This window comes from Microvirga yunnanensis (genome assembly GCF_025460875.1).
In genome coordinates this window covers 33839-59877 of sequence record NZ_JAMXFI010000016.1, presented here as the reverse complement: position 1 = coordinate 59877, position 26039 = coordinate 33839, and the positions used below count along the sequence as shown (strand labels likewise).

The following is a 26039-nucleotide window of genomic DNA, read 5'->3' as shown; positions in this document are numbered from 1 at the left end:
TTCATGGCGCCGCGAGGCGTTCCATCCTGAGCCTCTGCGGATACCGTAGACACACGCGCGGCGTCATCCTGGCGAATACCGTTCGAGCCTCACGACGCCTGCAGCCACTGACGTGGATGAGTTCGCTTGGTCAGGTCGCCGGACAGGGCTTGGCAGAGGTCCTCCATCGACGTGAGGTTGTGAATGGGGCGGAATTCATCCGCATAAGGCAGCATCGCCCGGATGCCGGAGGCGCGAGCTTCGAACGCGTCGAACCGAAGAAGCGGGTTCAGCCATATCAGGCGGCGGCAGGAGCGCTTGAGCCGGTCCATCTCGAAGGTCAGCTCCGGCGTCACCTCCCGTTCGAGCCCGTCGGTGAAGAGCAGGACGATGGCGCCCTGGCCGAGCACCCGGCGGGACCAGTGGCGGTTGAAGTCGTGCAGCGCATGCGCGATTCGCGTGCCACCCTCCCAGTCCTGCGCCCGCTTCGAGGCGCGGGCCAGAGCCTCATCGGGATCGCGGATCGTGAGTTCGCGGCTGATGTTGGTCAGACGTGTCGCGAAGACGAAGGAATGCACCCGTCGCCGCTTCTCGGCGATGGCATGAAGGAAATGGAGGAACAGGCGAGAGTAATCGGCCATGGAACCCGAAATGTCCATCAGTGCGACCACTGGCGCATGCCGCACAGCCGGGGAGCGGTAGGCTAGGTCAATGGTGGCGCCTCCCGCCCGCAGCGATCGTCGAAAGGTTCGGCGTAGGTCGATCCGTCGGGCCCTCGGATCCGGCAGGAAACGGCGTGTGGTCATCTCGTCGTGCGGCAGGGACATCTCGGCTACGAGCCGTTTGGCGGCTGCGATCTCGGCGGCCGACATCTGCGCGAAGTCCTTGGCCTTCAGAACCTCACGGTCCGAGACGGTGAGGCGGGCAGAGAATTCAGTCCTTTCGACCGGCTCCGGCTTCTCCTGTCGAGGCGTGGCCAAGGCGTCGGCCACGCGCAGCGCACCGGCTTGCGGGGTCTTCTTCTCCTTGGCACCCCCGGGAGAGATCGGCGACATCTGAGCAATGAGCTTCTCGATCAGCGCGCGCCGCCGCCAGAAGATCCTGAAGGCTTGGTCAAACAGGATGCTGTGCTCGTGCCGCTTCACGAACACGGCATGGAGCGTCCAGTAGAAATCTTCGCGCGGGCCAATCCGAGCCGCCTCGACTGCCGTAACGGCGTCGAGAACTGCGCCAGGTCCGACCGGCAGACCTGCGGCGCGCAATGCCCGCGCAAAATAGGCGATGTTGTCCGCGAGACGACCTTCGCCCTGACGGGTGAACGTCGCAATCACTCGGTTGTCCTCAGCGCGCTCTGGATTCGATCCAGCATGTCCTTCGCCCGGCTACCCTGCATTTGCTGGATGTCATCTTGATATTTCAACAGAACGCCGAGGGTATCCGAGACCAGCGCGGGGTTGAGCGCCACCGCATCGAGTTCCACGAGGGCCGAAGCCCAGTCGAGGGTTTCCGCCACGCCCGGTGCCTTGAACAGATCCTCCTTTCGGATGGCCTGAACGAAGGCGACGATCTCCTGCGACAAACGCTCGGCGGCCTGTGGAACCCGGCTGGTGAGAATGGCAAGCTCTCGCTCGGCGTCCGGATAATCGACCCAGTGATAAAGGCACCGGCGCTTAAGCGCATCGTGTATCTCTCGCGTGCGGTTTGACGTGACGATGACGATCGGCGCATGCTCCGCCTTGACCGTGCCGAGCTCAGGTATGGTGATCTGGAAATCCGAGAGCACCTCCAGAAGGAAGGCCTCGAAAGCCTCGTCCGTGCGGTCGAGTTCGTCGATCAGGAGAACCGGCGCTCCGGCTGTGTCGGGCTCAAGAGCCTGCAGGAGCGGGCGCTTCACCAGATAGCGCTCCGAGAACAGGTCGCTCTCTAACGTGTCCCGATCGACCGTTCCGCCGGCCTCGGCCAACCGGATGGCCATCATCTGCCCGGCATAGTTCCATTCGTAGACGGCGGAGGCGACGTCGAGGCCTTCGTAGCATTGCAGGCGGATAAGGCGGCGTCCGAGTGCAGAGGAGAGCACTTTCGCAATCTCCGTCTTGCCGACGCCGGCTTCTCCTTCAAGAAGGAGGGGTCGTCTGAGCTTCAATGCGAGGAACAGCACGGTCGCGAGCGGGCGGTCGGCCACATAGCCGGTGCTCTTCAGGAGAGCCAAAGTGCTGTCGATGGAACCGGGTTGGTCGGCCACGAGCTGTGCTGCTCCATGAGGGTAAGATGCCCAGACCGAGCCTGGGCATTTCATCGCTGTCGTTCAGGTGGACCGGCTCAGCCCCGGGCGGCAGCGGCCTGCACAGCGCGTCGTGCCATGACGCCGACGAGGTGAGCCCGATAGGCGGCATCCGCATGGATGTCGCTGTTCATCCCGTCCTCCCCCACGGCAATGCCGTCAAGAGCTTCGGCCGCGAAGTTGCCGCTCAGGGCCTGCTCCATCTCTGGCACCCGGAACACCCCGTTCGATCCGGCTCCCGTCACGGTCACGCGCACGACATCCGCATGCTTCGCCACGAATACGCCGACAAGGGCGTAGCGCGAGGCTGGATTGCGGAATTTGGCATAGGCGGCCCGGGATGGGATCGGGAACGAGATCTGGGTGATGATCTCTCCTTCCTCCAGAGCCGTCGTGAAAATGCCCTGGAAGAAATCGTCTGCTGCGATTTTCCGCTGGTTGGTGACAATCGTCGCGTTCAGGGCAAGGCACGCGGCCGGATAATCGGCAGAGGGATCATTGTTGGCGACGGAACCGCCGATGGTGCCGCGATTGCGCACGTGCGGATCGCCGATGAGCTCGGCCATCTCTGCAAGAGCCGGTATCGCCTCCTTCACATCGGCGGAGTTCGCGACCTCCGCATGCTTCATCATCGCGCCAATCGTGATCGTGTCGCCGGAGCGCTCAATACCGCGCAGTTCGGCGATCTGTCCGAGATCGATCAGATTGGCCGGGCCGGCGAGCCGGAGCTTCATGGTCGGCAGCAACGTATGCCCACCTGCGAGGAACTTGGTGTCCTCGGCCTGACCTGCAAGGCTCACGGCCTCCTTGACGCTCGTCGGGCGGTGGTATTCGAAAGCGTACATTCCGTCCTCCCTTATTCTGCCGCCAAGAGCGTGCGGGCCTTCTGGGCGGCACGCCAGACCGCCTGAGGGGTCGCCGGCATGGCAATGTCCTCATGTCCGAGGGCATCGGTGATCGCGTTGATGACCGCCGGCGGAGCCGCGATGGCTCCGGCTTCTCCGCAGCCCTTGATCCCAAGCGGGTTCGAAGGGCAGGGGGTTACCGTCATGCCGACCTGGAAGGATGGCAGGTCAATGGCGCGAGGCATGCAGTAATCGTTGAAGCTGGCCGTGATGAGCTGACCACTCTGATCGTAGACGGTGCCTTCGAGGAGCGCTTGCCCGACACCCTGCGCGATGCCGCCGTGAACCTGCCCTTCGACGATCATCGGATTGATGATCACCCCGAAATCATCCACCGCCGTCCATCGTTCGATCTTGGTCACGCCGGTATCTGGGTCGATTTCCACCTCGCAGATATGGACGCCGGCCGGGAACGTGAAGTTGGTGGGATCGTAGAATGCCCCTTCCTTCAAACCCGGCTCCAGATCCTGACCCGAGAACTTGTGGGCGATGTATGCCTGAAGGGCCACCTCGCCGAAGGCCAGCGAGCGGTCGGTGCCGGCTACGCCGAACCTGCCGTCCTTGAACTCAATGTCGCCCTCGGATGCTTCGAGCACATGGGCCGCCACCTTCTTGCCCTTCGCGATCACCTTGTCGATCGCCTTGGCGATGGCCGACATACCGACGGCGCCGGAGCGCGAGCCGTAGGTGCCCATCCCGAACTGCACCTTGTCGGTATCGCCATGGACGATGCTGACCTGGTCGATCGAAATGCCGAGACGGTCGGAGACGAGTTGGGCGAAGGTGGTCTCATGACCCTGCCCATGGCTGTGCGAGCCCGTGAGCACCTCGACAGATCCTGTCGGGTTGACGCGCACCTCGGCCGATTCCCACAGCCCCACGCCGGCGCCCAGGGAGCCCACTGCCTGGGAGGGAGCGATGCCGCAGGCCTCGATATAGCTCGAGAAGCCGATGCCCCGCAGCTTGCCGTTGCGGGCGCTTTCCTGCTTGCGCTGCTGGAAGTTCCGGTAGTCGGCAACCTCCAATGCCTTGTCGAGCGAGGCGGCATAATCGCCCGTGTCGTAGGTCATGATGACCGGGGTCGTATGCGGGAACTGCGTGATGTAGTTCGCCCGTCGGAACTCGGCTGGGTCCTTTCCAAGTTCGCGCGCGGCCTTCTCGACGAGCCGCTCGACCACGAACGTGGCTTCAGGCCGTCCGGCGCCGCGGTAGGCGTCGACGGGCGCCGTGTTCGTATAGACCCCATCGACCTCGCAGTAGATCGCCGGAATGTCGTACTGGCCCGACAGGAGCGGGGCGTAGAGGTAAGTTGGCACCGAAGAGGAGAAGGTCGAGAGATAGGCGCCGAGATTGGCCGTGGTGTGAACCCGCAGGCCCAGGATCCTGCCATTCTCGTCGGTCGCCATCTCCGCATGGGTGACGTGGTCACGGCCGTGCGCGTCGGACAGGAACGCTTCCGAGCGATCCGAGGTCCACTTCACCGGCCGCCTGACCTTCTTTGCCGCCCAAACGCAGACTGTCTCTTCCGCATAGATGAAGATTTTGGATCCGAACCCACCGCCGACGTCCGGTGCGATGACGCGCAGCTTGTGCTCCGGCGCCACACCGATGAAAGCCGAGAGAACGAGCCGGGCCACATGAGGGTTCTGGCTCGTCGTATAGAGCGTGTAGTTGTCCGTCCCGAAATCGTACTCGCCCACCGCCGCGCGAGGCTCAATGGGGTTCGGCACGAGGCGATTGTTGATGAGGTCGATCTTGGTGACGTGCTTCGCCCGCGCGAAGGCGGCTTGCGTCTCCTCCTTATTGCCGAGATGCCAGTTGAACACGGTGTTATCGGGCGAGACGTCATGCACCTGGACCGGTGCTTTCGTGGCTTGAGCCGTATCGACGACGGCCGGGAGGACATCGTAGTCGACCAGGATGGCTTCGGCTGCATCTTTCGCCTGGGCAAGCGTTTCGGCGATCACCACCGCCACGTGGTCGCCCACGTAGCGCACCTTGCCCTGAGCGAGAGCTGGATGAGGCCCGGCCTTCATCGGAGAGCCGTCCTTGGAATGAATCATCCATCCACAGATGAGGCCGCCGATCTTGTCGGCCGCGAGATCGTCCCCTGTGAAAACGGCGACCACGCCTGGCATGATCATGGCAGGACCCGTATCGATGGACCGGATCGCGGCATGGGCGTGCGGCGACCGAAGGAAATATGCATAGGCTTGGCCAGGTCGGTTGAAGTCGTCGACGTAGCGCCCCTGGCCGGTGACGAAACGCTGATCCTCTTTCCGGCGGACGGGCGCGCCGATCCCTGATGCGGTCATGAATTCCTCCGTTGTCCTCGTTGTCCCTCCCCGGGTGAAAGCGAAGCTGAACCACGAAGGAGGCTCTGGAGATAGGCCGCCTGCTTCGAGGCTCCCCTGCAGCTTGCACCAGCTCGGGAGGGGCCGTGTCTCGGACGAGCTATTCCGCCGCCTGCTGCAGGGGCGCCTGGGCCATAGCCTGGGCACCGGCGGCAACGGCCTTGACGATGTTGTGATAGCCCGTGCATCGGCACAGATTACCTTCGAGCTCGGCTCGAATGGTCTGTTCGTCGAGCGCGTTCCCCTTGCGATTGACGATGTCGATGGCGGACATGATCATGCCCGGCGTGCAGTAGCCGCACTGTAGGCCGTGATGCTCACGGAAGGCCGCCTGCATCGGGTGCAACTCGCCTCCTCCAGCGATGCCCTCGATGGTGGTGACCACGCTGGCATGGGCCTGAACAGCCAAGACCGTGCAGGACTTCACGGCTTGTCCGTTCAAGTGAACGACGCAGGCGCCGCACTGGCTGGTGTCGCAGCCCACATGGGTTCCGGTTAGTCTTAGGTTTTCGCGGAGAAACTGAACGAGCAGGGTACGGGGATCGACGTCTGCGGTGACGGGTTGACCGTTCACCGTCAGGGAGACGGTGGTCATGCGTGGTTTCCTCCTGTGTTGCCGGCAACCAGGCCAACCTTCAGGTGGTCTCAGGCACCGACAAGGCATTCTTATTGGACGGCCGAAACGCTCGATCCGCCAGAATCGAGTGTGAACCGCTCCGCTGGAGTGGTCAAGCATCGGAATGACTCAAAGGACAGTCGGTGAGGACGTGCTCAGGCGGCTGTTTCGGCTGGCGAGAGGATCTTGGCAAAATTCGCGAAGAACTCGTCGGCATACTTCTTGGCAACGCCGTTGATGAGACGCCCGCCGAGTTGAGCAATCTTGCCACCCACATTGGCCTCGACGTCGTAGATCATCTTGGTGCCACCCTCAATGTCCTCGAGCCACACTCTCGCTCCGCCCTTGGCCCAGCCGGCAACGCCGCCCTGACCCTCGCCGCTGATCTTGTAGCCGTTGGGCGGGTCGAGATCGGCCAAGGTAACGCCACCTTTGAAGGTTGCTTTTACGGGTCCAACCGAGACCTTGGCGGTCGCCTGGAATTCCGTATCGCTAATCTTCTCCAGGTCCTGGCATCCGGGAATCGCCGCTTTCAGGACATCAGGATTGTTGAGGGCCGCCCACACCGTTGCCCGGTCGGCTGGAAGCGCGACTTCACCCTGCATTGTCATCGCCATGCTGAGATCTCCTCCTGTCAACAGCCCGAACGGCAGAGTAAGTGCAAATCGGGCGGCCCGTCACCTGCCAGGCATTGCTGCAGTGCACAAAAGCCCATTGTGCGGTCTTTAGAAGGAGTGCCGACCCATGCGCTGCTTGGCGGATCAAGCATCAGAAGTGATCCTCAGATGTCGAAACCGTGCTGACCTGTTCCTTGCGGGCCTCAGCTTCGGCAAGGGCATCAGCGACGGCATTGAAGGTGAGGAGGATGGAGGCGTGACGGGCTTTCAGGTCCCGCGCCGGTTCCAGAAGCGCCAAGTCGGCCCATTTGCCGGAAGGAGGGCCGCCGCCTGCCTTCAGCATGCGGTGCATCGTCTCTTGGAGCGCCCGGAGCTCCCCGGTCGTCGAGCCGATCACATGCCGCCCCATGACCGACGAGGAGGCCTGACCCAGGGCACAGGCCTTCACCTCCTGGGCAAAGGCACTGACGACGTCGCCGTCGAGCTTCAGATGGACCGTCACCGTCGACCCGCACAGTTTCGAATGGGCCCTCGCGCTTCCATGCGCATCCGGCAGCGTTCCTTGAAGGGGAATATCGGCCGCAAGCTCCAAGATGCGGCGGCTGTAGACATCGTTCAGCATCCTGCCCGCGATCCATCCGACGGAGGTGCTTGTTCGAGACGGATCAAACGCCGCAGCGCCATGCCTGTCAATGCTCCAGAATGTGAAGCCCAGCGCACCGTGCGAAAAAGTGGACCCGGTTTTTCGCACGGTGCGCCGGCCAAGGGTGGAGCATCGGACAATCGGGATCACCGGGACGAGCCCGGTGATGACGGGGCGGGTGACCATTGCAGTGGCGCGTCCCTTCCCACGACCCTCCCCACGTCATGGCCGGCCTTGTGCCGGCCATCCCGATGCGGAAAAGCGCGGCGCTTCACCGTATCGGGATCACCGGCACAAGGCCGGTGATGACGGGGTGGTGGATCGGCCGAGCGATCAAGACAGGGTCCCGAACGGTGCGCCGCTCAAGGGCTTGAGCATCGGATCAATCCCAAAAGTGGGTCCACTTTTCACGTCCGATGCTCTAACGAGGCCTGCATCCCGGTTGCGATTCGAGGCCTGGTGGTGGCAGTATCGATCATCGAGCGGTCTCTACACCCGCTCCTTCGGCCGGGAGGCCCTATGCGCTCGACTGATACAGATATTCTGAAGGCAGCAGAAGCCTGGAGGCGCGAGGGCAGGGGCGTCGCAATTGCGACCGTCGTCGAGACCTGGGGATCGGCGCCTCGACCCGTGGGCAGCCATCTGGTGATCGATGAGGATACGAATTTTCTCGGCTCCGTCTCCGGAGGATGCGTCGAGGGTGCGGTGATCACGGAGGCTCTTGATGTGATCGCCGACGGAAAGCCGCGCATGATCGAGTTCGGGGTGGCCGACGAGACCGCCTGGCAGGTCGGACTGTCCTGCGGGGGACGGATCAAGATCTACGTGGAGCGAGTGGATTAGACGGCATGCGCCTGAGCCTCCTGTCCGATCTCAACGAAGAGCGCGCCGCCCGGCGCGCCGCCGTCCTCGTGACCGAGGTGGGGTCGGGCGAGCAGCGTCTCGTCCGGGAGGGGCAGGTCGGTAGCGACCCGCTGGCTAAGGACCTGGAAGACAGTCTGCGCCAGGGTAAGAGCAGGCTCGCCGAACAGGATGGCTTGCAGTTCTTCCTGACCGTACAGACGCCTCCCGTGCGGGTGGTGGTCATCGGGGCGGTCCATATCAGCCAGGCGCTCGCGCCCATGGCCAAAGGCATCGACCTCGATGTCACGATCATCGACCCGCGCACGGCCTTTGCGACCCCTGAGCGGTTCCCGGATGTGCCGGTGCTGGCCGAATGGCCCGATACCGCTCTCCCCGACGTTGGGATCGACCCATATACGGCCGTCGTCGCACTTACCCACGATCCCAAGATCGACGACCCTGCGCTCATGGCCGCCCTACGATCGAAGTGCTTCTATATTGGCGCGCTCGGCTCCCGCAAAACCCATGAACGTCGCGTTCAGCGCCTGATGGCATCCGGGTTCACCGAAGCGGATCTCGCCCGGGTCCACGCGCCGATCGGCCTCGATATCGGGGCCGTCTCGCCTGCCGAGATCGCACTCTCCATCCTGGCTGAAATCATCGCGAGCCTGCGCAACGAGCGGAGGCGCTCGGCGTGAGGTTCGGAGAGGTTCCCATCGAGGAAGCCATTGGAGCCCTGGCGGCTCACAGCGTCCGGGCTGGCGAGATGGTCGTCAGGAAGGGAACCCGCGTGACGTCGGACATGGCCGTGTGCCTGAAGCAGGCTGGCGTCGAGACCCTCATCGCAGCCCGGCTCGAGCCTGATGACATAGCCGAAGACGAGGCGGCCTTCCGGCTTGCTCGTGCGCTCGCAGGCAGCAACGTCGCTGTCGAAGCGCCCTTCACCGGTCGCTCCAACCTCTACGCCGAGACCTCGGGCGTTCTCGTCATCGATGTCGACGCGATCCACCGCCTTAACGCCGTCGACGAGGCCATGACGGCCGCAACCCTGCCGGCTTATCGACCGGTTATCGCAGGAGAGATGGTCGGAACCGTCAAGATCATCCCTTATGCGGTTCCGGAGGTTCTGCTGCAGAAGGGGATCGAGAAAGCAGGCCAGGGGGCCTTGCGCGTCGCACCCTACACACGTCGCATCGTCGGGGTTGTCTCCACGATTCTCCCAGGCCTCAAGCCGAGCGTCATCGACAAGACCCTTGCTGCCCTCGGCAGACGACTGGAGCCGGCGCAGGCGCGGATCGTTCAGGAACGGCGCGTGCCACACGAGGCCATCGTTCTGGCAGAAGAATTGGCCCTGCAGGCGAATGGCCCCATGGAACTCATCGTTGTCTTTGGCGCCTCGGCTATTGCCGACCGGCGCGACATCATTCCCTCTGCCATTGAGTTGGCGGGCGGACGGGTGGAGCATTTCGGTATGCCGGTCGATCCGGGAAATCTGCTTCTTGCGGGCTCCATCGGTGGGAAACCCGTCATTGGCGCGCCTGGCTGCGCCCGGTCTCCGAGAGAGAACGGTTTCGACTGGATCCTGCATCGCGTTCTGGCAGACGTGCCCGTGACCCGAGCCGACATCGTGGCCCTTGGCGTCGGAGGGCTTCTCATGGAGATCGTCTCCCGGCCACAGCCGCGTGGGGGTGGCAAGAGTGAGGCTGAAGAATGAGCGCTGTAGCCGCCATCGTTCTGGCAGCGGGACGCGGGACTAGGTTTGGGGACGAGCCGAAGCTGCTGGCCCAGATCAATGGCAAGACCTTGGTTCGCCATGTGGCGGAGGCCGCCGTTGCCTCCACGGTCGATCCGGTTATCGTGGTGACAGGCTACCGGTCCGAGGAGATTGAAGCGGATCTGCGAACGCTCCCCGTTCAGACCGTCCGGAATATGTTGTACGCGCAAGGTCTTTCAACTTCGCTGAAAGCCGGGTTCTCCTCCGTCCCTGCCACGACGCGGGCAGTGGTTGTTCTCTTGGGCGACATGCCCTTCGTGAAAGCCGCGCTCATCGACGCTCTCGCGGACGAGTGGGTGAAAAGAGGAGAGCCGCCGGCCCTGGTTCCTACGGTCAATGGCAGACGCGGCAACCCCGTCGTGCTGTCTCGCGTCCTCCAATCCGACATCAATGACCTGTGCGGCGACGTTGGCGCGGGACCACTCCTTCGTAGGAGGCTTGATGTCATCGAATGGCCCACTGCGGACCCTGCTGTTGCACAGGACATCGATACGAGAGACGAACTCGCCAAACATCGATTGTAGCTGTCTGCCGTTACCGATGCGAATACAGGGACGCCACCGATCCGGCACCTATGGTCGATCGAGCTTGTCCAATGTGATAGGCAGGTCACGCACCCGGGTTCCCGTGGCATGATAGACGGCATTGGCGATAGCGGCCGCAACTCCAACGATGCCGATCTCTCCTAGTCCCTTGATCCCGAGGCGGTTGATGCTCTGGTCCGGTTCGTCGACGAAGATCACCTTGATGTCGTGTATGTCGGCGTTCACGGGAACGTGGTATTCCGCGATGTTGGCATTCATGACCCGCCCGAAACCGTGATCGATGAGGGTTTCCTCATGCAGCGCCATGCCGATGCCCCAGACCACGCCGCCCAGGATCTGGCTGCTGGCTGTCTTCGGATTCAGGATACGTCCGGCTGCAACGGCACTGACGACCCTGGTGACGCGGATGATTCCCAACTCCTCGTCAATCTTGACCTCCGCGAACACCGCCGAATGAACGTTGTGCGCCTGCGTTTCATCCTTGGCGAAGCGCGTGGCTTTCTCCTGCTCGATGCGATCGACGCCGCCGTGGCGCATGGCATCAGCGATCGATATGCCGCGAGCAGGGTCATGCTGACTTACGATCTTGCCGTCGGCCAGTTTGACCTCCTCGAGCACGACGCCCGCGAGCGGCGAATCCGGCATCTTGCTGGCGAGGCCCAGCAGTTCACGGCGAACCGCATCGGCAGTCGTTGCAATCCCGTTCGCCACTGAGGCTGCAATCCACGAGCCACCTTCCACTGGTGACTGCGGCAATGTCGAATCCCCGAGCTTCACGGTTATGTTCTCGAGCGGTAAACCGAGCATATCGGCTGTGACCTGGGCCATGATCGTGTAGGTGCCCGTGCCGATGTCAGAGGTCGCACATGAGACCTCCGCATGGCCGTTGGAGGTGAGCACAATGCGCACTGCGATTGGCACCTGCAACGCCTCCCACACGCCTGTCGCCATCCCCCAACCCACGAGATCGCTGCCGTCGCGCATCGAGCGTGGCTCGGGGTTGCGCTTGCCCCAGCCGAACGCTTCTGCACCCTGGTGGTAGCATTCACGGAGGTTCTTGCTGCTATAGGGCTTGCCATTGTGCTGGTCACGGTCTGAGTAACATTTGAGGCGCAGCTCAAGCGGGTCGATCCCGAGCGCGACTGCAAGCTCGTCCATCGCGCATTCGAGGGCATAGACGCCTGTTGCCGCGCTCGGGGCGCGCATGTCGCATGAGGTCACAAGATCGAGCGGCGCGATCCTGTGTGCATATTTTGCATTGTCACACCTGTAGAGCAGCCCCGACCAGCCGGTCTCCTGTCGGTAAAATCTCTCGTATTGCGACGTAACCGTGACAGCATCGTGCATGACTGCTTCGAGTGTTCCGTCGGCTTTGGCACCGAGTTCGATCCGCTGGACCATTGCCGGCCGATAGCCCAGCCCGTACATCTGCTGACGGGTTAGAACCACCCGGACCGAGCGCTTCAATGCAAGCGCCGCCAGACCCGCAAGAATCACCTGATACTGCGGGCGCAGACCCGATCCGAAGCCTCCACCCATGAAGGGCGACATGATGCGCACGTCCTCGGGCTTCATCTTCAGGACACGAGAGACATAACGCTGAACGTTCTGCACACCTTGGGTTTTGTCGTAGATCGTGAGCTTTCCGTTACCCTCGAAGATGGCCGTCGAGGCAAAAAGCTCGATCGGGTTGTGATGTTCAATCGGAACATGATACTCACCCTGATGGCGCACGTCTGCAGCAGCGAAAGCTTTCTCCGCTGCACCGCGCGGGTTCGGCGGAGCATATGCGTCAGCGCCTGTCGCGTCTGTAGGCTCCAGGGCAGGCGCTTCTTTCATCCTGCGGTGCACGTCGGTGATATGTGGGCCTCGGTCATACTCGACCTGTACCAGCGAGGCGGCATACTGGGCGACTTCCAAGGTCTCAGCAACAACCAGGGCAATTGGCTGACCGTCGAACAGGATTCGATCGTCATAAAGCGGCCGGAACGGGGAGCCGTCCGGTGCCACATCATCCTTGTAGGACTGGTCGTCAGCCGACATCTCCGGCCGATTCAGGTGGGTGAGCACGTCGAGCACACCCTTGACCTTCAAGGCCTCGCTCACGTCGATGCGCTTGAGTTGTCCCCTTGCGATCGTGGACGTGATGACGGCACCATGGGCGAGGCCGGCAGGGCGGATCTCCGCAGCGTATTTCGCAGCGCCCGTGACCTTTGCAAGTCCGTCGACGCGGGACGTGGCGGCACCGATATACGTCATGACAGTCACCGGATTTTCTTGATGGCCTGCATCTGGGGCGTGCCGTTTGCTGCCTGCGTCAACGTGCGTTCGATCGCGCGACGCGCTAGCTCGATCTTGAAAACATTATGGGTGTACCCCTTCGCATCCTGAAGCAGGATACCGGCCGCCCGCGTGAATGCCTTCCGCTCAGGAGCTTCGCCGCGCAATGCCGCTTCGGCTTCAACCTTCCGCCAGGGCTTGTGGGCCACACCGCCAAGCGCAATCCGAACGTCCCTGATGCGGCCTCGCTCAATCTCCATGGCAGCCGCAACGGAAACGAGCGCAAACGCATAGGACAGCCGGTCGCGAATTTTGAGATAACTGTAGTTTTCCGGAAATCCCCTTGGGGGCAGTTCTATGGCGACAATGATTTCATCAGGTGCGAGATTGGTGTCAATCTGCGGTGTATCGCCCGGCAATCGATGGAAATCGGTGAACGCGATCACGCGTTCTCCCGCGGGCCCTGCCACATGAACGGTCGCGTCCAGAGCCGCGAGCGCGATGCAGAGGTCCGAGGGATGCGTAGCGATGCAGGATTCGCTCGTGCCGAGGATGGCATTGATCCGATTGATGCCATTGATCGCCGAGCAGCCGCTGCCTGGTACTCGCTTGTTGCAGGGCGTTGCAATGTCATAGAAGTAGAAGCATCGCGTACGTTGCATCAGATTGCCGCCGGTCGAGGCCATGTTGCGCAGCTGCTGCGATGCTCCGGCCAGAATTGCGCTCGACACTAGCGGGTAGCGTTTCTCGATCAGGGGGTGGTAGGCGAGATCGCTGTTGGGCATGAGCGCGCCGATGCGCAAGCCGCCGCTCGCGGTTTCCTCAATCGTGTTGAGCGGCAGGTGCGTGATATCGATCAATCGAGTTGGGTTTACGACCTCGTACTTCATCAGATCGACAAGGTTCGTACCGCCGGCGATAAGCTTCGCGTTCGGATCCGCCGCGATCTGCCGGATAGCGTCGGGAATGTCGGAGGCCCGCGCATAGTCAAAATCGATCATGGCTTGCCATCCATTGATGCCATTGCCTGCTGGATCGCCGCTACAATGTTGGTATAGGCACCACAGCGGCAGATATTGCCGCTCATCAACTCGCGGATCTCATCCGCCGTCGTTGCCTTGCCTTCGGCTATAAGAGCGACCGACGAACAGATCTGACCCGGCGTACAATAGCCGCACTGGAATGCGTCGTGATCGATGAATGCCTGCTGCACGGGATGGAGGACACCGTCAGTGGCAAGGCCTTCCACTGTGGTGACCTCGGCACCATCCTTAATGACCGCAAGCGTCAGGCACGAGACGATCCGGCGACCGTCGACCAAGACGGTGCAGGCCCCGCATTGACCGTGATCGCAGCCCTTCTTTGTACCGGTCAAATCGAGATGATCCCGTAGGACATCGAGCAAAGTCGTCCAGGGTGCGATCGCCAACCTGTGTTCTTGCCCGTTGACAGTGATCCTGACAGGGATCTCTGCCGGCTTGGAGGTCGACTTGCGTTCCAAGCCGCCTGGGAAGGACGATGGACTCATCTGTCTCCCCTGATTCGAATTTGCAGGGCGGACTACAGTCCCAATTGAATTGGCAGAATTTGTGGCGGGCTGTTGCTCTCGCCGGAACTTCATAAGACGGCGCTCACAGGACGTTAAACGTCAGAAGGTGGCGCCTCCCCCTCGGAGATCGTTGCCAGCGAGGAGGAGAACTGAGGCGGGGCGTCCATTCCATCAGATCGGGCGAAGTATACCTTCAATTCGAAACGATCCGTCGCTGAGCGGTTCAGGCGCTTCGTTCCATTAGGGGAAACGGACCGCTCCCAGATTTTTGTTCGTCGTCTGAAATTGCGACAAAGCCGTCGAACGTGGACCGCTCTCGAGCATGCGAGACCGACCCCAAGAAGCTCTGCTTCCTCGCACGTCGGCCCATCCGACGCCCCATTGAGGCTATCGAACATAGTTGCGCCGCTGTTCGCAGAACCCCGGTTCTGACAGGTGCGCTAGCGCACAAGGGTAGCGCAGAGTTCAGCCTTGTCGGCTTTTTTTGCACTGATCAATCTAAAAATTCCTAACACGCCCCTTTCGAAAGCTACCAATCGGTATTATACCATTCAGTACGTTAATAAGGCCGCGCGGCCTGGTCGATGGCCTGCCCAATGGATGCCTCACTGATGACAGTCTTCTCCAAACCTGCTCCACGTGCCTTCGCACGAACGATCGCTCTGCTCCTCGCCGGCACAACCCTCTCGATTGCGGTCGGCAATACGACGACCCAAGGGGGCGATAGCGGACCGGCGCCCACTGCCATGCCGGCGACCGTGCTTGCCGTCGATAACCAAAATTTGACACTGTGGCAGGAGTTCTCAGGCCGCCTCGAGGCGATCGAGCGCGTCGATTTGCGGCCCCGCGTCCCTGGCGCCATCCAGGCCGTTCATTTCCGTGAAGGATCACTCGTGAAGCAGGGTGACCTGCTTTTCACCATAGAACCCGAACCCTATCGTGCCGAAGTCGACCGGGCGGAGGCGCAGGTCAGCGCGGCCGAAGCAAGGATTGCCTTTGCCCGCAATGAACTGGATCGTGGGATGAAGCTGACGGCCAACCAGACGATCACACGACGTGACCTTGATACGCGGGAGAACAGCTTGCGCGAGGCGGAGGCTAGTTTGCGTGCTGCGCAGGCTGCGGTAAGGACTGCCCGTCTCAACCTTTCCTATACTGAAGTGCGCGCGCCGATTTCTGGACGCGTCGGCAAGATTGAAGTGACTGCAGGCAATCTCGTCAATGGCGGATCCGGTGCGCCCGTTCTGACGACGATCGTCTCAACCGATCCGATCTATGTGAGCTTCGATGCGGATGAGCGTACGGTGCAGCAGGCTCTCGAGACGCTGCCTGCAGGCGGTGACCGGCGTGACCATCTGGCCCTTATCCCGGTCGAGGTGCGTTCTGGGCCTGAGGCCGAGGTTATACGCGGCAAGCTGCAACTCATCAATCATACCGTCAACGGCACCAGCGGCACAGTCCAGGTGCGGGCGGTATTCGACAACGCCGCCGATCGCCTGATGCCGGGTCAATTTGCCCGCATTCGCCTGGGCCAGGCCAGGACGACGCCTGCGTTGGTCGTGCCTGAGAGAGCTGTCGGTGTCGATCAGGACAAGAAGTTTGTGCTCGTCGTCGATCCTAATCACAAAGCGGCATACCGTGAGATCAAACTCGGGGCTGCCGTGGATGGGGGGCGCATCGTCACCAGCGGCCTCAACGCAGGGGAACGGATTGTTGTCGACGGGCTCCAGAAGGTCCGCCCAGGAGCCTTGATCGCGCCGCAGCCCGATATGTCGGCCAAGCTGCAGACACGCAACTCAACCGCGTCTGCGGCAAACTGATCACACGCGACAGTCCTGAGTCATCCGTTATGAACATCTCCCGCTTCTTCATCGACCGGCCCGTCTTTGCCGGGGTTCTGTCAGTACTCATCTTCGTGGTCGGACTGCTCGCTCTGAGGGTCCTGCCGATCTCGGAATATCCTGAGGTTGTGCCGCCCCAAGTGGTCGTCCGGGCACAATATCCGGGCGCGAACCCCAAGGTCATCTCCGAGACCGTGGCCGCTCCGCTCGAGGAGGCCATAAACGGGGTTGAGAACATGCTCTATATGGGCAGTCAGGCAACCACGGACGGAGTGCTGACACTCACCGTAACCTTCGCACTCGGCACCGATCCGGATAAGGCACAGCAACTCGTTCAGAACCGGGTCTCGCAAGCAGAGCCCCGACTCCCAGAGGAGGTGCGGCGCCTGGGCGTTACGACTGTGAAGAGTTCGCCCGACCTCATGATGGTCGTCCACTTGTTGTCGCCCGACAGCCGCTATGATGTCACCTACCTGCGCAATTATGCGGCGCTCAATGTCAAGGACCGGCTCGCCCGGATCCAAGGCGTGGGTCAGGTCCAGCTGTTCGGATCTGGCGATTACTCGATGCGCGTCTGGCTGGATCCTCAGAAGCTCGCCGAGCATGGCCTCTCAGCGAACGACATCGTCAATGAGATCCGCGCCCAGAACGTACAGGCCGCCGCCGGCGTCGTCGGCGCCTCTCCCGGCCTGCCGGGGATTGATCATCAATTGTCGATCAACGCGCAGGGACGTCTCCAGGACGAGGAGCAGTTCGGCGACATCATCGTCAAGACCGGCGCGCATAGGGAGATCACCCGCCTGCGCGACATCGCCCGCATTGAGCTGGGTGCCGCCGACTACGCTCTGCGGGCCCTCTTGAACAACAAGCCGGCCGTGGCCATTCCCGTCCTGCAGGCACCAGGATCGAACGCCATCGCGATCGCGGACAAGGTTCGTGCGGAGATGGCCGCCATCAAGGCCAACATGCCGGAAGGCGTTGATTTCCAGATCGTCTACGACACGACGCAGTTCGTACGCGCTTCGATCGATGCGGTGGTCCATACGCTGCTGGAAGCAGTGCTGCTGGTCGTACTCGTGGTCGTCTTGTTCCTGCAGACCTGGCGAGCCTCCATCATACCGCTCGTTGCCGTGCCAGTTTCCATTGTCGGTACGTTCGCAGTTCTGCATGCCTTGGGATTCTCCATCAACGCCCTGAGCCTTTTCGGCCTCGTGCTGGCCATCGGCATCGTGGTCGATGACGCTATCGTGGTGGTTGAGAACGTGGAGCGCAATATCGAGAAAGGCTTGAGCCCGCGCCAGGCGACCTATCGGGCCATGCAGGAAGTCGCCGGTCCAATCATTGCGATCGCGCTGGTGCTGGTGGCCGTGTTTGTCCCGCTTGCCTTCATCAGCGGGCTGACAGGACAATTCTATAAGCAGTTCGCCGTCACGATCGCGATCTCGACGGTGATCTCCGCGATCAATTCACTGACCCTGTCACCGGCCTTGGCGGCTCTTCTGCTTCGGGATCATCAGGCACCCAAGGACCGCCTAACCCGCATCATTGATGCATTGTTCGGTTGGCTGTTCCGCGGCTTCAACGCGCTATTCCATCGGGGTTCCGGTGCCTATGCCACTGGCGTGAGGCGGGCGATCTCGACGAAAGCCCTGATGCTGGGCGTCTATGTTGCCCTCTTGGGCGCAACCGGCTTCTTGTTCAAGACAGTGCCGGGCGGCTTCGTTCCGGGGCAGGACAAGCAGTATCTTGTCGGGTTCGCCCAGTTGCCGGACGCCTCGACGCTTGATCGGACCGAGGACGTCATTCGACGGATGACAGACATCGGACTCAAGCATCCCGGGGTCGAGAGCGCTGTGGCGTTCCCGGGTCTGTCGATCAATGGATTTACCAACAGCTCGAATGCGGGCATCGTGTTCCTCACTCTCAAGCCGTTTGAACAACGTCAGGATCCGAGCCTTGCGGCTGGAGCAATAGCGGGTCAGTTAAATCAGCAGTTCGCGGCCATTTCGGAGGCCGTGATCGCGATGTTCCCGCCCCCGCCGGTGCAGGGTCTGGGCACGATTGGCGGCTTCAAGCTGCAGATCGAGGATCAGGCAGGCCTCGGCTACAAGGCACTCGATCAAGCCACGAAGGATTTCTTGGCCAAGGCCGCGGCGGCACCCGAGCTCGCAGGCTTGTTCTCGAGCTATTCAATCAACGTTCCCCAGCTTTATGCGGATGTTGATCGTTCAAAGGCGCGTCAGCTCGGGGTTCCGATCTCGGAGGTGTTCAGCACGCTCCAGATCTATCTCGGCTCAGTCTACGTGAACGACTTCAACAAGTTTGGCCGGACCTACTCCGTACGGGTGCAGGCGGATGCTCCCTTCCGGGCGCGTGCCGAGGACGTCGGCTACCTCAAGGTCCGCTCCGTCGCGGGCGAGATGGTTCCGCTCACGGCTCTGCTGAACATACAATCGAGCGTCGGTCCGGAGCGCGCCATGCGCTATAACGGGTTCCTGTCGGCCGACGTTAACGGACAGGCGGCCCCCGGATACTCCTCAGGCCAGGCACAGGCGGCTGTCGAGCGGATTGCAGCCGAAACGTTGCCCAAAGGATTCAGGGCCGAGTGGACCGAGCTAACCTACCAGGAGATTCTGGCCGGCAACTCAGGGATCGTGGTGTTTCCGATTGCAATCCTCCTCGTCTTCCTGGTGCTGGCGGCCCAGTACGAGAGTCTGACACTCCCAGTGTCGATTATCCTGATCGTGCCGCTTGCGCTGTTTGCGGCCTTGGCCGGCGTGTGGATGACAGCTGGCGATAACAACGTGTTCACGCAGATCGGCCTCATCGTCCTCGTGGGGTTGTCGGCCAAGAACGCAATCCTGATTGTTGAGTTCGCTCGCGAGCTTGAGTTTGAGGGGCGTACCCCCATTGAAGCCGCGATCGAAGCCAGCCGCCTGCGCTTACGGCCGATCCTGATGACCTCACTCGCCTTCATCATGGGCGTGGTGCCGCTGGTGCTGTCGACGGGCGCAGGCGCCGAGATGCGAGCTGCCATGGGTGTGGCCGTGTTCTCAGGCATGATCGGCGTGACGGCATTCGGCCTGTTCTTCACGCCCGTCTTCTACGCCCTGGTTCGCCGGTTGACAGGGAACCGCCGTCTTCAGCACCAGCCTGAACTGGCCACACTGGGCTCGAGCCCGAATACGCATCCCGTAAAGGCGCCGGTGAGCTAGAGGGTGCAGCAGAACTCGAACCTTCAGCCCGCTGTCGTTGGCCAGCCCCGCATAGTGAAGTCCACTACACGATGAAGTTCCTCGCGTGAGGCCCCTGATGCCGCTTTAACGGCCATCCCAAGGCCGACCGACACGACATAGCGCGCCCAGTCGGCCGGATCCTCGTCCTTGGGGAAATCACCATTGGAACGCGCCTGCTCGAGACGGTCGCGCAGATTGTTCTCGTTGACCATGCGACGCGCGATGAGTTCCTCGCGAATGGCTTCACTCGCCTCGCTGCAGGCCACGGCTCCGTTCACGCCAAGACAGCCGGGTGGGTTCATGGGATCGGTCAGCACATCGACATAGCCACGCAGGAGCAGTTCGACCGCCTCCCGTCCCGTCGGTGCATGGAGGGCCGTGTGCGCGAAGCACAGGTGCTGGCGCTCGTAGAGGTCGAGGGTCTGGCGGAAGAGGTCCTCCTTGTTGCCGAACGCGGCATAGAGGCTTGGTCGCGTGATACCCATGGCATCCGTCAGGTCTGATATAGATGTGCCCTCATAACCCTGGCGCCGGAAGACCTGAAGTGCAATATGCAGTGCCTCGTCAGGGTCAAATTCCCGGTGGCGGCCCATAATTGTCCCGTCTCCTCACTGTGATGTTCCACCGTTGCCAAGCGTTCCGGTGAACTATACCGACCGGTATGATAACGGTTTTAAACAGATTTTCAAGATCTTACATGACGGAGAGCAATTCAACTCCGGGATCATCGACACGCCATTCCAGGATCGCATCTCGCCGAGCGCGGAGGCGAAGTACGCCTTCGCGGCCACCATGGTTCCGGGTCGCGCCCGCAGCTCAGAGGGGATCGCCAAGGTCGTCGCCTTCCTGGCCTCTTCCTGGCCTCGGACGACGCCTCGTTCATCTCAGGTCACGGCCTGCTGATGAGCCTGAACATGCTGATCGAGACCGCGGCCGGCTTCGACCACACCGGTGCGGTCTGCCGACGCTGGATGGAAGAGGCCGGCTTCCAGGATGGGCAGGTTCAGCCGCTGCAGGGCCCCGGCTGGGCGGCTATCGGGCGGAAGGAAGGGCGCACGCGGAGCCGCGGGCCGGAGACGAAGTACCAGACCTCCTCGACGCTCCGGCGTGCCATGGCTTTTGAGACCGCATGCGGCGGCAGGGTGAAATGCGCCAGGCTGCCCCGGCCGGTGCCGCACAGGATCCGCCCTTCGGACCCATCTGGAGCGATCGCATCCGGAAGCGCGCTGAGCCGGCGGGTCGCAAACGCCATGGGCCACCTAAGGCATAGGATCGCGCGCAGAGCCGAAGCCGCCCGAAGGTCAGCAGCCGCAGGGGCCGCGGACCATCATACGGCCAAGCTTAAGCGCTCAGATTGACCCCTTCCCGATGGTCAGCACAACATCGGGTGATGCCCCACGCTAAGCTTTGCTGCGCCCGAAGAAGACGACATTGTCGCTGATCTCGACCACCTTCCGGAGCTGCGACAGCTCGATGAATGCGTGGGCGCGGTACAACCTCCACATCGGGCTGACCACCTCTTGGAAAGGAACTTCCGGATTGGACGTCCACCAGGAATCCCACTCTTGGGGCGTGAAGTCGTCGCCATAGGCATGAGTCACGGTCAGATCCGGATCAAAGCCATCGTCGACGCAGAGGGCCTTCGCCCTGACCCTGATCTGGCTGTCCATGAGGTCGGATATTTCCTGGGTCCGCGCGTACAGCATGATCACTCCGCAACCGGCTTGGAGGGGAGGGGCTGACTGCGCTGCTCCATGGAGCGTGTCAGCTCTTGGATGATCCAGCGTCTGGCTTGGCGTTTTGAGGATCGTGTCATGGTGACCTCCTGCGATGTCACCAGGATCGACCGAAACAGACTGTCCTTCTGTGACCCGGGCCACACATGGCTCGTGAGAGAGCGATCACGGTCATTTCTGCGGTGAGCGGTTCAAAGGAAAGGCTTTCCTTTGGTCCTCACGAACAGAATTCAACCGTGTCGCCGTTGCTGTCGATCACCCGGGAATGGTACATCCAGCGATCTCCCAGCTTGATAGAGGTCTCGTCGATGTGCCACTTGCTGGTGACAAGTTTCTTGCGTGAGCTGAAGTGCTTCAGCAGTTCGGGCGAGTATGGAACGACCCATCTGTGAATGGTCGCGTGGCCGACCGAGATGCCGCGCTCAGCCATCATCTTCTCGAGGGTGGGCAGTCTGAGATTGTAAGCCAGATACCACCGGATGCAGAGCAGGATCACCGATCGATCAAAATGCCTGCCCTTGAATACCTATTCCTCCGCCCCCTGAGACCTCCATCTCAGTCGCTGAAACTCCGAGACAAGACGTTGCGATAGCGCCTTGCTTGGTGCTTGCAACACAACCCAAGCGAATACCCACAATGGTATCCGCCTGGGCCATTCCGTGGGGTCACATCGTTCACATGATCCACAAAGGACCTGTGAAGCCCGCCTTCAGTCCACGTCACCTGCTCGCGAGTTGTCATGAGCCGATTGCCGCAGAGCTAGAGGCTTGTCCCTGTCACGACTATTGCCGCCTAGTCATACAGTACGGCTGCGATCTTCGGATCGCTTATATTGGACTTGTCGTAGTAGAAGAAGCCAGTGTCGATGATCTTCTCGAGCTTCTCGCCCTTGAGTGCTTTGACGGCAGCCTCAACCGTCTTGTATCCGATACCAACAGGGTTCTGCGTGATGGCTCCCGCCATGAGGCCTTCCTGGATAGCTTGCTTCTGCTGCTTACCGGAATCGTAGCCAATGATGACGATCTTACGGTTCATTTCCCTGGCACCATTGACGACTCCGATTGCCGAGCCCTCGTTCGCGCCAAAGATGCCCTTGAGTTTGGGATTGGCCTGGAGGATCGACTTGGTGATCTCGGTCGATTTCAGGTGATCGCCTGAGCCGTATTGGATGCTTACGATATTGATCTTCGGATATTTTTCCTTGATCCGGTTCGCAAATCCATCTCGCCGATCGATACCCGTGCGACTGGTCTGGTCATGCACCACGAGAGCAATGTCGCCCTCGCCTCCGATGAGCTCCGCCATCTTGTCAGCAGCCAGAGCCGCAGCCGCCAGATTGTTGGTCGCTGCTGTGGTCAGCGGAATGTCGCTGTCGACGCCGGAGTCGAACGCGATGACGGGAATCTTGGCGGCCTGCGCCTTGCGCAACAGAGGGATTGCGGCCTGACTATCGAGGGCTGCGAATCCGATGGCCTTCGGGTTCTTGGCAAGCGCTGCCGATAGCATGTCGATCTGCTTGTCAACCATGGTTTCGCTGTCTGGACCTTCGAACGTGATGCGCACGTTATAGTCCTTGGCTGCCTGCTCGGCTCCGGTTTTGACAGCCTGCCAAAATTGATGCTGGAATCCTTTCGAAATAAGTGGGATGTAGGTCTCCTGGGCCGCTGCAGGTCCGGCAAAACCGACTAATGCACCAATGCTGATGGCACCAATCAAAGTGCGTCTGTTCCACATCGTTTCCTCCTGATCGTTGTATACTTTGGCCTATTGGTGAATGAGTTAGGACAGATGACCGGGTCGCGTGCTCCTTTGGGCTCGTGAGAAGTAAAGGGAGATCCTCAGGCCTTGCGGCGCAGGATGTCGGCATACACGGCGAGAATGATAATCACTCCGGTCACGACCGTCTGCCATTCCTGAGCCACCGAGAGAATACGGAGGCCGTTGGTGAGCACGCTGATGATCAGAGCTCCGATGATTGTCCCGAGAATGGTGCCGCGTCCACCGCTCAAGGAAGTGCCTCCGATGACGACGGCCGCGATGGCGTCGAGCTCGTAGCCTTGACCGAGCGCCGGTTGGGCAGAATTGAGTCGCGAGGCGATGATGAGGCCGGCAATGCCGCAGATCCCACCTGAAACTGTGTAGACTATGATCTTCCAGAAGTCGGTATTCACCCCGGAGAGTCGCACCGCCTCCTCATTGGATCCCAGGGCAAATGTGTATCGGCCGAAGGCGGTGCGCGTAAGAACGAAACTGGAGGCAATCGCAACCATGAAGAGGATCAGGACGCCATTAGGGATCGGGAGAAACGGGAGGATCGCCCCGATCAAGGATTCTTGCGAGATCAGCGGAAAACTCGGTGTATCGTTGAAGTAGATCGGACGGGTTCCCGAGATCACAAGCGCGAGTCCCTTCAGCAACATCATCATGCCCAGAGTTGCGATGAACGGCGGGATCTTCATCTTGGCAATGAGGGTGCCGGAGACTGAGCCGCAGAGAGCGCCTGCGGCAATAGCCGCCACGATGCCGACAGGCATCGGCAGGCCCCAGTATGTGAGGAATACGCCGGCAATGACTGCGCAGAACGTCATCAACGTTCCAACCGACAGATCGATTCCGCCGGTAATGATGACGAATGTCGCCGCCACGGCGAGAACACCGTTCACGGCTGTTGCCTGCAGAATGCCGATGAGATTGTCAGGCTGAAGGAAGTTCTCGGAGGCAACGCTGAAGACAGCCATCAGGGCGATCAGGCTGGCGAAGGCCAGGATCTTCTGCCATGCTCCTTGGCTGAACGCGGCAGACTTGATGACGGTCTGGGCTTCCTTTTCTGCGATGGTCGTCACGTAGTTGATCCCTCGGTCGCCGCGTTTGATGTAGTGGTTGTGAGACTATGCCGCTGCGTTGCGAGGCGCATGATGTCCTCCTGCGTGGCTCTCTCAGCAAGGAGTTCGCCGGTCAGCCGACCCTCGCACATCACGGCGATCCGGTGGCTCATGCGCAGGATCTCAGGCAGCTCGGAGGAAATCATCACGATCGCTCTGCCTTCGGCCGCGAGTGTATTGAGGAGCTTGTAGATCTCGCTTTTTGCTCCCACATCAATGCCACGGGTCGGTTCGTCGAAGAACAGGATCTCGCAGTCGCGGGCAAGCCATTTTGCAATCACGATCTTCTGCTGGTTGCCGCCTGACAGAAACCGCACCTCCTGGGCATCAGAAGGCGTCTTGATCCGTAGCTGCCGGATACAGGAGCGTGCCATTTCACGGATGGCGCGCTTTTTGAGGAACATGTTCATGGAAAGGAAGCGTCCAAGGCATGGCATGACGATGTTGGCCGCCACGTCCATGCCTGTCGCTAGACCAAAGCGCTTCCGATCTTCGGATAAATAGCCAATGCCGAGCCGCACGGCATCCTGCGGTGACCGGATCGTCACGGGTCTGCCCCGGATGAGAATCTCGCCACCATCAAGGGGGTCAGCGCCAAAAATGGCGCGCGCGACCTCTGTCCGCCCAGCTCCCATCAAACCAGCGAATCCCAGGATCTCGCCCTTCCGCAGTTTGAAGCTTACATCCTGAATGACATTGCTGCGTCGAAGATTGCGGACCTCCAGCACGACGTCGTGGCTCGACAGATCCGGGACCTCCGTCTTCTCTTCGGTAAGACTTCGGCCAACCATCATTGAAATAATTGTATCAACGCTCGCAGCAGCGGTCGGAACAGTTCCAACATACTCGCCATCGCGCATGACAGTGACGCGATCGGAGATTTCCTTCAACTCATCCATCTTGTGCGAAATATAGACAATGCCGACACCTTGAGCCCTGAGCTTCCGGATAATGCTGAAAAGCTCGCCAATTTCCGCATTGTTGAGAGCCGCAGTGGGCTCGTCCATGATCAAGACCCTGGATTTGAAGGACAGGGCCTTGGCAATCTCGATCATCTGCTGCTTGGCCACGGTGAGTTGGCCAACCTCGACCCGCGGATCAAGTTTGAGATGCATGCGTTCGAAAATTTCGGCAGCGGCTTGGTTGAGAGCCTCTTCATCGAGCAGAAGTCCTCCAACTCGCTTAGGTTCGCGGCCGATGAAGATGTTCTGTGCCGCCGTGAGATCGTTCATCAGGTTCAGTTCCTGATGGATGATGCTGATCCCGAGATCCTGCGCGGCCCGCGGCGAAGGAATATCGAGGGCAACGCCCTCAATGCAGATCTCGCCGGCATCCTTTCGATAGATTCCGGCAAGAACCTTCATCAGGGTGGATTTGCCGGCGCCGTTCTCGCCCATCAGGGCATGAACTTCCCCAGGAAGGAGTTCGAAGCGTGCCTTCTTGAGCGCCTTGACGCCCGGAAAAGATTTATCGAGGTCTTTGATCATGACAAGCGGCGTCATGAGCCGGGATCCACCTGGCTGGGGCTCCTCACCTGCACGATGCTACAGAGTGAGCCTGCAAGAGCGACGACACCTGCCGCATCCGTTACGTCCGGGGGATCGCTACACGTACGCCAGATCTCGCTCGGACACTTGAGGTCCCAAGCCATCGCGGTCTCCGGCAGGAGGTTTTCCTGTACCCGCATCGATCGCTCCCGATCGCCATCCTGCGGCGATCTCGCGCTCTTGGCGGCTTTTCAGTTCGACCTCTTGCGAAGCCAGATCTGATTAAGACGCAGAAGCTCACGCTATTTCGAGGATGATATTCATGAAGGCCAAGGGCAGGCAACTGAAAATATGGATCTGATCGACCTGCGACTGGGACGCTCTGCAACACTATCCTGGCGGACCGGTGGCAGACCGGTGGCCGCCCTGAATGGATTGTTCTTCGGATAGGATGGCGAGCAGGAGGGGAGT

General features: G+C 61.0%; 23 protein-coding genes and 1 pseudogene. 7 read left to right on the top strand and 17 right to left on the bottom strand.

What is annotated here, in order from left to right; genetic code table 11:
* Positions 1 to 89 precede the first annotated feature (89 nt).
* From NF876_RS10760 to NF876_RS10730, 7 genes are all read right to left on the bottom strand, one after another.
* Positions 90 to 1310, bottom strand: a complete 1221-nt coding sequence (locus tag NF876_RS10760; RefSeq protein WP_262268797.1) for a vWA domain-containing protein — start codon at positions 1308 to 1310, stop codon at positions 90 to 92.
* Positions 1307 to 2275, bottom strand: coding sequence for an AAA family ATPase (locus NF876_RS10755; protein WP_373696643.1), 969 nt, complete (start codon positions 2273 to 2275; stop codon positions 1307 to 1309). Before NF876_RS10755 ends, NF876_RS10760 begins: the two co-directional genes overlap by 4 nt.
* Positions 2276 to 2298: 23 nt before the next feature.
* On the bottom strand, positions 2299 to 3105 hold the full coding sequence (locus NF876_RS10750; RefSeq protein ID WP_262268795.1) for an FAD binding domain-containing protein: 807 nt from the start codon (positions 3103 to 3105) through the stop codon (positions 2299 to 2301).
* Positions 3106 to 3116: 11 nt separating this feature from the next.
* Positions 3117 to 5480 carry a xanthine dehydrogenase family protein molybdopterin-binding subunit gene (locus NF876_RS10745; RefSeq protein ID WP_262268794.1) on the bottom strand — a complete coding sequence of 788 codons (2364 nt, stop codon included), beginning with the start codon at positions 5478 to 5480 and terminating at the stop codon, positions 3117 to 3119.
* 139 nt (positions 5481 to 5619) lie between these two features.
* Positions 5620 to 6114 carry a (2Fe-2S)-binding protein gene (locus tag NF876_RS10740; protein WP_262268793.1) on the bottom strand — a complete coding sequence of 165 codons (495 nt, stop codon included), beginning with the start codon at positions 6112 to 6114 and terminating at the stop codon, positions 5620 to 5622.
* 176 nt (positions 6115 to 6290) lie between these two features.
* Positions 6291 to 6752, bottom strand: a complete 462-nt coding sequence (locus NF876_RS10735) for an SRPBCC family protein (protein ID WP_262268792.1) — start codon at positions 6750 to 6752, stop codon at positions 6291 to 6293.
* A gap of 151 nt (positions 6753 to 6903) precedes the next feature.
* Positions 6904 to 7374, bottom strand: coding sequence for an iron-sulfur cluster assembly scaffold protein (locus tag NF876_RS10730; protein ID WP_262268791.1), 471 nt, complete (start codon positions 7372 to 7374; stop codon positions 6904 to 6906).
* A gap of 540 nt (positions 7375 to 7914) precedes the next feature.
* Between NF876_RS10730 and NF876_RS10725 the strand changes: the two genes are divergently transcribed.
* From NF876_RS10725 to NF876_RS10710, 4 genes are read left to right on the top strand one after another with little or no spacing between them, the layout of a single operon-like run.
* Positions 7915 to 8238: an XdhC family protein gene (locus NF876_RS10725; protein ID WP_262268790.1), complete on the top strand. Its 324-nt coding sequence runs from the start codon at positions 7915 to 7917 to the stop codon at positions 8236 to 8238.
* A gap of 5 nt (positions 8239 to 8243) precedes the next feature.
* Positions 8244 to 8936 (top strand): XdhC family protein, encoded by a 693-nt coding sequence (locus NF876_RS10720; protein WP_262268789.1) that lies wholly within the window; start codon positions 8244 to 8246, stop codon positions 8934 to 8936.
* A complete protein-coding gene (locus tag NF876_RS10715; protein WP_262268788.1) occupies positions 8933 to 9952 on the top strand; it encodes a molybdopterin-binding protein in 1020 nt (339 codons plus the stop codon). The genes NF876_RS10720 and NF876_RS10715 overlap by 4 nt, the downstream gene beginning before the upstream one ends.
* Complete coding sequence (locus NF876_RS10710) at positions 9949 to 10536, top strand: nucleotidyltransferase family protein (RefSeq protein WP_262268787.1); 588 nt, start codon at positions 9949 to 9951, stop codon at positions 10534 to 10536. Before NF876_RS10715 ends, NF876_RS10710 begins: the two co-directional genes overlap by 4 nt.
* 48 nt (positions 10537 to 10584) lie before the next feature.
* Here the strand turns inward: NF876_RS10710 and NF876_RS10705 are convergent, their stop codons facing one another.
* The 3 genes from NF876_RS10705 to NF876_RS10695 are packed head-to-tail and all read right to left on the bottom strand — an operon-like array spanning position 10585 to position 14365.
* A complete protein-coding gene (locus NF876_RS10705; RefSeq protein ID WP_262268786.1) occupies positions 10585 to 12816 on the bottom strand; it encodes a xanthine dehydrogenase family protein molybdopterin-binding subunit in 2232 nt (743 codons plus the stop codon).
* A gap of 5 nt (positions 12817 to 12821) precedes the next feature.
* Positions 12822 to 13838: an FAD binding domain-containing protein gene (locus tag NF876_RS10700; protein WP_262268785.1), complete on the bottom strand. Its 1017-nt coding sequence runs from the start codon at positions 13836 to 13838 to the stop codon at positions 12822 to 12824.
* Positions 13835 to 14365 carry a (2Fe-2S)-binding protein gene (locus tag NF876_RS10695; protein WP_262268784.1) on the bottom strand — a complete coding sequence of 177 codons (531 nt, stop codon included), beginning with the start codon at positions 14363 to 14365 and terminating at the stop codon, positions 13835 to 13837. Before NF876_RS10695 ends, NF876_RS10700 begins: the two co-directional genes overlap by 4 nt.
* A gap of 632 nt (positions 14366 to 14997) precedes the next feature.
* Here NF876_RS10695 and NF876_RS10690 point away from each other — a divergent pair.
* On the top strand, positions 14998 to 16206 hold the full coding sequence (locus tag NF876_RS10690) for an efflux RND transporter periplasmic adaptor subunit (RefSeq protein WP_262268783.1): 1209 nt from the start codon (positions 14998 to 15000) through the stop codon (positions 16204 to 16206).
* 29 nt (positions 16207 to 16235) lie between these two features.
* Complete coding sequence (locus NF876_RS10685) at positions 16236 to 19442, top strand: efflux RND transporter permease subunit (protein WP_262268782.1); 3207 nt, start codon at positions 16236 to 16238, stop codon at positions 19440 to 19442.
* A 23-nt stretch (positions 19443 to 19465) separates the two neighbouring features.
* Here the strand turns inward: NF876_RS10685 and NF876_RS10680 are convergent, their stop codons facing one another.
* Positions 19466 to 20056, bottom strand: a complete 591-nt coding sequence (locus NF876_RS10680; protein WP_262268781.1) for a TetR/AcrR family transcriptional regulator — start codon at positions 20054 to 20056, stop codon at positions 19466 to 19468.
* Positions 20057 to 20105: 49 nt separating this feature from the next.
* On the opposite strand from NF876_RS10680, the gene NF876_RS10675 reads away from it, so the two are divergent.
* Positions 20106 to 20366, top strand: coding sequence for an SDR family NAD(P)-dependent oxidoreductase (locus NF876_RS10675; RefSeq protein WP_262268780.1), 261 nt, complete (start codon positions 20106 to 20108; stop codon positions 20364 to 20366).
* Positions 20367 to 20466: 100 nt separating this feature from the next.
* On the opposite strand, the gene NF876_RS10670 is transcribed toward NF876_RS10675, so the two are convergent.
* The 6 genes and pseudogenes from NF876_RS10670 to NF876_RS10645 all read right to left on the bottom strand — a co-directional run bounded on the left by NF876_RS10670 (position 20467) and on the right by NF876_RS10645 (position 25583).
* Entirely contained in the window at positions 20467 to 20715 is a 249-nt protein-coding gene (locus NF876_RS10670; RefSeq protein ID WP_262268779.1) for a cupin domain-containing protein, read from the bottom strand.
* A 148-nt stretch (positions 20716 to 20863) separates the two neighbouring features.
* Positions 20864 to 21169: a hypothetical protein gene (locus NF876_RS10665; RefSeq protein ID WP_262268778.1), complete on the bottom strand. Its 306-nt coding sequence runs from the start codon at positions 21167 to 21169 to the stop codon at positions 20864 to 20866.
* A 256-nt stretch (positions 21170 to 21425) separates the two neighbouring features.
* Positions 21426 to 21695 (bottom strand): annotated as a pseudogene (locus NF876_RS10660) (transposase family protein); the annotation flags it as partial.
* Between the two features lie 296 nt (positions 21696 to 21991).
* Positions 21992 to 22933 (bottom strand): ABC transporter substrate-binding protein, encoded by a 942-nt coding sequence (locus tag NF876_RS10655; RefSeq protein ID WP_262268777.1) that lies wholly within the window; start codon positions 22931 to 22933, stop codon positions 21992 to 21994.
* Positions 22934 to 23037: 104 nt separating this feature from the next.
* Positions 23038 to 24033 (bottom strand): ABC transporter permease, encoded by a 996-nt coding sequence (locus NF876_RS10650; protein ID WP_262268829.1) that lies wholly within the window; start codon positions 24031 to 24033, stop codon positions 23038 to 23040.
* Positions 24034 to 24038: 5 nt separating this feature from the next.
* Positions 24039 to 25583, bottom strand: a complete 1545-nt coding sequence (locus tag NF876_RS10645) for a sugar ABC transporter ATP-binding protein (RefSeq protein WP_262268776.1) — start codon at positions 25581 to 25583, stop codon at positions 24039 to 24041.
* Between the last annotated feature and the right edge of the window lie 456 nt (positions 25584 to 26039).